The organism is Rodentibacter sp. Ppn85 (assembly GCF_001999335.1).
Classification (GTDB): Bacteria; Pseudomonadota; Gammaproteobacteria; order Enterobacterales; family Pasteurellaceae; genus Rodentibacter.
In genome coordinates this window covers 20,436-27,848 of sequence record NZ_MLHS01000003.1, presented here as the reverse complement: position 1 = coordinate 27,848, position 7,413 = coordinate 20,436, and the positions used below count along the sequence as shown (strand labels likewise).

Sequence of the window (7,413 nt, the reverse complement as noted above, 5' to 3'; positions counted from 1 at the left end):
ATGGCGGAGGAAGTGAGATTCGAACTCACGGAGGGCGTAAACCCTCGCCGGTTTTCAAGACCGGTGCCTTCAACCACTCGACCATTCCTCCGTACTTGACGCTGCGTAGTATAATTCAAAATTTTTTGATGTAAATAAAAAACGAATAAAATCTATTTAGTCGGCGTTTATTTATTCATTTTGCTTTCTTTTTAGCCAAAACAGGAAATAAATTTTTGCTCAACCATTGACTTTTTATACGCTCGACCTTACCTTACAGTTTGGTGCTAACTAACATTATATAAGGAGCTTTTATGCAATCACGCATTATTGTTGACTCAAGAAATGAATCCTTATTAAGCACTCATAAAGTGCTTCGTAATACTTATTTCTTACTTGGGCTAACAATGGCATTTTCGGCAGTTGTCGCTTATATTTCTATGGCGATGAATTTGCCTTATCCAAACATTATTGTTTTACTTGTGGGCTTTTACGGCTTACTTTTCATTACACATCGTTTAGCTGACCGTCCTGCCGGTATTTTAGCGGCATTTGCCTTTACCGGTTTTATGGGGTATACCATTGGGCCAATTCTCAATATGTATGTGGCAAATGGTATGGAAGATTTAATCATGTTGTCATTTGCCGGTACAGCGATTGTTTTCTTTGCTTGCTCAGCTTATGTGTTGACGACGAAAAAAGATATGTCATTCCTTGCAACCGCAATGTTTGCTCTGTTTATTGTGCTTTTACTCGGTATGGTAGCAAGTTTCTTCTTCCAAATGCCGGCATTAGCCATTGCAATTAGTGCATTATTTGTTGTTTTCTCAACAATGACAATTTTGTATGAAACCAGTAATATCATTCACGGTGGTGAAACAAATTATATTCGTGCCACAGTGAGTATTTATGTGGCAATTTATAACTTATTCTTAAGTTTGCTAAGATTGCTCTCAATTTTTTCAAGTAGTAACGACTAAATTTGATTAAAAAAACAAAATGCGTCTTGATTGGTATTGAGGCGCATTTTTTTATGTTATTTTTTGGGAAAAAGTGCGGTCAAATATTGGGTTAAATTTTCATATTGAAAAGTGAAGCCCGCTTCAGTAAGTCGTTTCGGCAAAACATATTGGCTTTCTAATAACACATTGGCTCGCTCGCCCAAGGCAAGTTTTAAGGCAAATTTCGGTACGGGGAAAGGCGCACAACGTTTTACCGATTGAGCTAATTGTTGGTTAAATGCTCTATTGGTAATTGGTTGAGGTGAAACAAAATTATAAATACCCTGACACTCATTATGAGAAAGTAAAAATAAAATTCCGTTTACCATATCTTCCAACGCAATCCACGCCCAGTATTGTTTCCCCGTACCTAACGGACCGGCTAAATTCCAATAATATAGCGGAAGCATTTTTTCTAATGCTCCGCCATTTGGTGAAAGCACCATACCGGTGCGAAGAATGCAAACTTTTGTCTTGGCTTGTAATGCCTCTTTTTCCCAAGCATGGCACAGTACTGCGGTGAATGAGCGATGAGTAGTTGGATTTGTTTCAGTAAGAATTTGATTTGGTTGATCACCATAAATACCGGTAGCCGAGCCTGAAATCAAACGTGGGGGATTCACACCCGCATTAATTAATGAAACTAATTGTTTTGTTAGTTTTACCCTGCTATCGAATAGTTTTGCTTTTTGTGATGCTGTCCAGCGTTTAGCAAAAATAGGTTCACCGGCTAGATTTATCACCGCATCAAACTCATCTAAATTTTTAAGCGGAGAAAGTGCGGTTAAAAATTTCAAAGTTTTTTGAGGAAAAAGAGAACGGGCTTTTTTCTCATTGCGGGTGAGAACAGTGAGTTGATGTTGTTTCTCTAGGGCAGAGATTAATCTTTTCCCGATTAATCCTGTGCCACCGGTAATAAAAATTTTCATTAAAGTGAGCTTTCAAACAAACTTTTAATATGTTCAATCAGAGTTGAAATTGCAGTTGTACGTGTCGGCGATACGAAAATAGTATCGTCGCCGGCAATGGTGCCAAGAATACCCTCCGTTTTACCAATAGAATCTAGTAGGCGTGCGATTAATTGCGCTGCACCCGGTGTGGTTTTAATAACGATTAAAAATTCATTATGATCAATATCTAATACGAGATTTCTTAGTGGGCTACTGGTTGCGGGTACACTTAGCTCATTTGGTAGGCAATAGACCATTTCCATCTTGGTATTACGCACACGTACCGCACCAAATTTACTCAGCATACGCGAAACTTTAGATTGATTTATACTTGGAAAACCCTGGCTTTTTAAGGCTTCAACGATTTCGCTTTGAGAGGAAAAACGTTCCTGTCCGAGCAATTCTTTAAATGCTTTTGTTAAATTATCCATTTATTCGTTTTAAGATGGGACTAACCTGTGTAAGCGTTGCATAAAAATGCAAAATATGCAACTAAAATGCAAATTGGGGTAAAAAAAGAGACAAATTTTATTTAGAAATTTGAGCTAGATCTCATTATTGAATTTCTATGTTTGTAATTTATCTGTTTACCTTTTAAAATTTGCAAAGTTAATTAATCTACTTAATAAGGAGTACACATGAAAGTCGCAGTATTAGGTGCAGCCGGCGGTATCGGTCAAGCATTGGCATTATTGCTAAAACTACAATTACCGGCAGAAACAGAGTTATCACTGTATGATATTGCACCGGTAACACCGGGTGTGGCAGCTGATGTCAGCCATATTCCTACGGCAGTGAAAGTGAAAGGTTTTTCTGGCGAAGATCCAAGCCCTGCACTTGAAGGTGCGGATGTAGTATTGATTTCTGCAGGTGTGGCACGTAAACCGGGCATGGATCGTTCCGATTTATTTAATATTAATGCCGGGATTGTTCGCAATCTTATTGAAAAAATTGCTGTTGTTTGTCCGAAAGCCTGCATAGGTATTATTACTAACCCGGTTAATACAACGGTCGCTATTGCAGCGGAAGTATTGAAAAAAGCCGGTGTTTATGACAAACGTAAATTATTCGGTGTGACAACGTTAGATGTACTTCGCTCGGAAACGTTTGTTGCCGAATTGAAAAATCTCAATGTTTCCCGGACGACCGTACCTGTTATTGGAGGACATTCCGGTGTTACCATCCTTCCGTTGCTTTCTCAAGTTCCTTATGCAGAGTTTACTGCTGAAGAAATCGCACCATTAACAAAACGTATCCAAAATGCCGGTACTGAAGTTGTAGAAGCTAAGGCCGGCGGTGGCTCGGCAACGCTTTCTATGGCTCAAGCCGCCGCTCGTTTTGCCCGCGCTTTGATAAAAGGTTTAAGAGGAGAGACTGTTGTTGAATGTACTTATGTGGAAGGCGATGGAAAATATGCCCGTTTCTTTGCTCAACCAGTTCGCTTAGGTAAAGATGGGGTGGAGGAGATTCTACCAATCGGTCCATTAAGCGAATTTGAACAAAGCTCATTGGAATCAATGTTACCGACATTGCGTGCAGATATTGAGTTAGGTGAGAAATTTATCAACGGCTAATTATAAATTTTATAGAAGAAGCGTCTAAATAATAGACGCTTTTTTTTTGAAAAAAGAAAATTTTTAAGAAAAACCGTGACTTAGTTCACAAATTTGAAAATAGATATTTGCATAAGTATCTTGATGGGAGTAACCTAGCTTCACCAAAAAAAGTGCTATCTTAAATAGCCGACATCTATTTTGCTTTCCGAGTAGTGCCTCTTTCGAGGCACTTTTTTTTATTCTAAAATAGAATAGAATTGAACTAATTCCCTAAATTAGAATCTTAGAATCCGTCCTTTTGACAAAATTACTATTTATAGGAGTTTTTCATGAAATCTTTAAAATCTTTATTAACTTTGACCGCACTTAGCATAGCCGTTTCCGGTTCTGCATTTGCAAATGAAAATACTGTTACCGCTCTTAAAAAAGAGTCGGTAACTAATGTAAATTCAATGATTCAAAAACAAAAAGAAAATGTTATCTCGGGTAAAAATAGTCTGAAAGAGAAAGCGGTTGCTACAAAAGAAGAAGTTAAAGAGGCAGTGAAGTCTACAAAAGAAAAAGCAGATGTAATGAAAGAAAAGGCTAAATCAATGAAATCATCAGATACTTCATCAACGAAAAATCAAGTTTCTGAGAAATTCAATTCGGCAAAACAGCAGATTAAAGCAGAAAAACAAAAAATTGCATCAAGTGCTAAAGTAAATGTTAATAAAGCGGATGCTGAAACCTTACAAAAACTTTCAGGCATAGGTGAAAAGAAAGCTCAAGCGATTGTGGACTATCGTAATAAAGTGGGCAAAATTAAAAATGTATCCGAATTATCAAAAATTGATGGTTTAGGAGAGACAACCATTGAAAAAATTGCGCCTTACCTGACTTTCTAAAAACAAGACCAGTATCTTATAAAGCTCGACAAATTTAGTCGGGCTTTTTCTTTAAGTTAAAAATATTGTTGAGCTAGATCACAAATTTGCAACAAATCTTGTAAATGAGGCATTTTTCCAATTCAATCCTATGTATAATGGGAAAACAACTTAATCGATCATATTATTTGAGGTGAACATGCAACCAAATAAAGATTTTGATGAATGGTTGGCAACAACCGCATTCAGTGGTGCAAACCAAGCCTATATCGAAGAATTGTATGAGCGTTATTTAAACGATCCGAATTCTATTGATAGCAGCTGGAAAACTACCTTTGATTCTTTGCCAAAATCAAATACTGTTGAACAACCGCATTCGCCGGTGCGTGATTATTTCCGACGTTTAGCCCGTGAAAATAGCACAGAAGCCGTGACGGTGATTGATCCGGAAGCAAGTGCAAAATTAGTAAAAGTATTACAATTTATTAATGCTTACCGTTTCCGTGGTCATGTGGAAGCAAAACTTGATCCTCTAAATTATTATCGTTGGAAAGTATCAAATGTGCCGGAATTGGATTACCATTATCACGGCTTTACCGAACAAGATCTCAACGAAACTTTCAATATCAACCATTACGTTTATCAACGAGACACCATTAAACTGGCTGATTTAAATGCAATGCTGAAAGAGACCTACTGTGGCCCTATCGGTTTGGAATTTATGCATGTACAGGATATGGAACAAAAAATGTGGCTTCAAAATAAATTGGAAAGCCGCTTAAATCAACCGCTCTTTAGTCATGAGGAAAAAGTGAATTTTCTTCATGAACTGACTGCCGCCGATGGATTGGAACGTTATCTCGGTGTAAAATTCCCAGGGGCAAAACGTTTTTCTTTAGAGGGAAGTGATGCTTTTATCCCATTAATGAAAGAAATCATTCGTCACGCCGCTAAACAAGGCGTTAAAGATGTGATGATGGGAATGGCACACCGTGGTCGTTTAAATATGCTGGTGAATGTATTGGGTAAGAAACCGAAAGATTTATTTGATGAATTTGCCGGTAAACACTCGGGCGATCGTACCGGAGATGTAAAATATCACCAAGGCTTTTCGTCTGATTTTGCTGTTGGTGAAAAGCATGTTCATTTAACTCTTGCGTTCAACCCGTCGCATTTGGAAATTGTTAGTCCGGTTATCATTGGTGCGGTACGTTCACGTCAAACTAAGAAAAATGATGTAGAACGTTCACAAGTATTAGCGGTAACAGTCCATGGTGATTCAGCGGTCGCAGGTCAAGGTGTTGTACAGGAAACCTTAAATATGTCGAATGCTCGTGGTTATACTGTTGGGGGCACTATTCGTATTGTGATCAATAACCAAATCGGTTTTACCACGTCTAACCCGAATGACACGCGCTCTACAGAATACTGCACGGACATTGCGAAAATGATTCAAGCGCCGATTATTCACGTAAATGGTGATGATCCGGAGGCTGTTGCTTTTGCCGCCCGTATGGCGGTGGAATATCGCAATTTATTTAAACGGGATATTTTCATTGATTTGATTTCTTATCGTCGTCACGGACATAATGAAGCCGATGAGCCTTTAGCAACACAGCCAATGATGTATAGCATTATTAAAAAACATCCGACGCCACGTGAGGTTTATGCGGATCGTTTGGTAAAAGAAGGAGTGATTAGCGAAGAGCAAGCCATTGAAATGATGAATTTATATCGTGACGGCTTAGATAATGGCGAGCGTGTTGTGGCCGAATGGCGTGAAATGGATACGGCAAAAATGGATTGGTTGCAATATCTCAATTATGATTGGACTGCGCCTTATGAGAGTAAATTCCCGCAAGATCGTTTTATCACGCTCGCAAAACGGATATGCGAATATCCGGAAAGTTTACGTCCCCACCCACGTGTTGAAAAAATTTACCATGATCGTAAAGCCATGTATCAGGGTGAAAAATTGGTTGACTGGGGTATGGCGGAAACTATGGCATACGCAACCTTGCTTGATGAAGGGGTAAACGTGCGTTTATCAGGTGAAGATGCGGGACGGGGTACTTTCTTCCATCGTCACGCCGTAGTACATAACCAAAATGATGGTACCGGCTATGTTCCGCTCACGCATTTGCATGCCAACCAAGGACGTTTCGAAGTATGGGATTCAGTGCTTTCGGAAGAATCGGTACTTGCTTTTGAATATGGTTATGCCACTGCTGATCCGAAAACTCTAACGATTTGGGAAGCACAATTTGGTGATTTCGCAAACGGAGCACAAATTGTGATCGATCAATTTATCAGTTCCGGAGAGCAAAAATGGAACAGAATGTGCGGTTTAGTAATGTTGTTACCTCATGGTTATGAAGGTCAAGGACCGGAGCATTCTTCCGCACGCTTGGAACGTTATCTGCAACTTTGCGCAGAGCAAAATATGCAGGTTTGTATCCCTTCTACGCCGGCCCAGGTTTATCATATGTTACGCCGGCAGGCTTTACGTAAAATGCGCCGTCCGTTAATTGCGATTTCGCCAAAATCCTTATTACGTCATCCGTTAGCCGTATCAAGTTTAGACGAACTGGTTAACGGTTCATTCCTGACGGTAATTGGTGAAACGGACGAACTGGACCCTAAAGGTATTAAACGCATTGTGATGTGTTCGGGAAAAGTCTATTACGATTTACTGGAACAGCGCCGAGCCAATAATCAAACCGATGTGGCAATTATCCGAATTGAACAACTTTATCCTTATCCGCATGAAGATGTGAAGAAGGCACTTGAACCTTATGCACATGTAAAAGATTATGTATGGTGTCAAGAAGAACCGCTTAATCAAGGGGCATGGTATAACTGTAAACATAATTTTGAAAGTTCTATCCCGGAGGATGTCAAACTCAAATATGCAGGGCGTCCCGCTTCAGCTTCACCGGCGGTTGGCTATATGTCATTACACGTCAAACAGCAAAAACAATTGGTGGAAGATGCATTGACACTGTAAAGTGCGGTAAAAAATTTGAATTTTTTCATAGGTGGAGTTATCTACCGACAAGAG

The 7,413-nt window shown here is 39.2% G+C and carries 6 protein-coding genes and 1 tRNA gene; 4 read left to right on the top strand and 3 right to left on the bottom strand.

The genetic code is table 11. The features are described 5' to 3' along the window. Position 1 precedes the first annotated feature (1 nt). Positions 2–91 (bottom strand) — tRNA-Ser (locus BKL51_RS00685). 202 nt (positions 92–293) lie between these two features. On the opposite strand from BKL51_RS00685, the gene BKL51_RS00680 reads away from it, so the two are divergent. Further along, positions 294–959, top strand: coding sequence for a Bax inhibitor-1 family protein (locus BKL51_RS00680; RefSeq protein WP_077464846.1), 666 nt, complete (start codon positions 294–296; stop codon positions 957–959). A 56-nt stretch (positions 960–1,015) separates the two neighbouring features. On the opposite strand, the gene BKL51_RS00675 is transcribed toward BKL51_RS00680, so the two are convergent. Next, on the bottom strand, positions 1,016–1,909 hold the full coding sequence (locus BKL51_RS00675) for a TIGR01777 family oxidoreductase (protein WP_077464845.1): 894 nt from the start codon (positions 1,907–1,909) through the stop codon (positions 1,016–1,018). Then, the gene (gene argR / locus BKL51_RS00670) at positions 1,909–2,361 is read right to left on the bottom strand and encodes a transcriptional regulator ArgR (RefSeq protein WP_077464844.1); all 453 of its coding nucleotides are present in this window, start codon (positions 2,359–2,361) and stop codon (positions 1,909–1,911) included. The genes BKL51_RS00675 and argR overlap by 1 nt, the downstream gene beginning before the upstream one ends. A gap of 207 nt (positions 2,362–2,568) precedes the next feature. Here argR and mdh point away from each other — a divergent pair, with 207 nt between their 5' ends. From mdh to sucA, 3 genes are all read left to right on the top strand, one after another. Further along, the gene (mdh, locus tag BKL51_RS00665) at positions 2,569–3,504 is read left to right on the top strand and encodes a malate dehydrogenase (RefSeq protein ID WP_077464843.1); all 936 of its coding nucleotides are present in this window, start codon (positions 2,569–2,571) and stop codon (positions 3,502–3,504) included. A 311-nt stretch (positions 3,505–3,815) separates the two neighbouring features. After that, on the top strand, positions 3,816–4,373 hold the full coding sequence (locus BKL51_RS00660) for a helix-hairpin-helix domain-containing protein (protein WP_077464842.1): 558 nt from the start codon (positions 3,816–3,818) through the stop codon (positions 4,371–4,373). Positions 4,374–4,551: 178 nt separating this feature from the next. Continuing rightward, on the top strand, positions 4,552–7,359 hold the full coding sequence (sucA, locus tag BKL51_RS00655) for a 2-oxoglutarate dehydrogenase E1 component (RefSeq protein WP_077464841.1): 2,808 nt from the start codon (positions 4,552–4,554) through the stop codon (positions 7,357–7,359). Positions 7,360–7,413: the final 54 nt, after the last annotated feature.

Bases quoted from the DNA above. Each gene is read 5' to 3' on its own strand.
- sucA (WP_077464841.1), top strand. From the start codon at position 4,552: ATGCAACCAAATAAAGATTTTGATGAATGGTTGGCAACAACCGCATTC.
- mdh (WP_077464843.1), top strand. From the start codon at position 2,569: ATGAAAGTCGCAGTATTAGGTGCAGCCGGCGGTATCGGTCAAGCATTG.
- BKL51_RS00680 (WP_077464846.1), top strand. From the start codon at position 294: ATGCAATCACGCATTATTGTTGACTCAAGAAATGAATCCTTATTAAGC.
- argR (WP_077464844.1), bottom strand. From the start codon at position 2,361: ATGGATAATTTAACAAAAGCATTTAAAGAATTGCTCGGACAGGAACGT.
- BKL51_RS00660 (WP_077464842.1), top strand. From the start codon at position 3,816: ATGAAATCTTTAAAATCTTTATTAACTTTGACCGCACTTAGCATAGCC.
- BKL51_RS00675 (WP_077464845.1), bottom strand. From the start codon at position 1,909: ATGAAAATTTTTATTACCGGTGGCACAGGATTAATCGGGAAAAGATTA.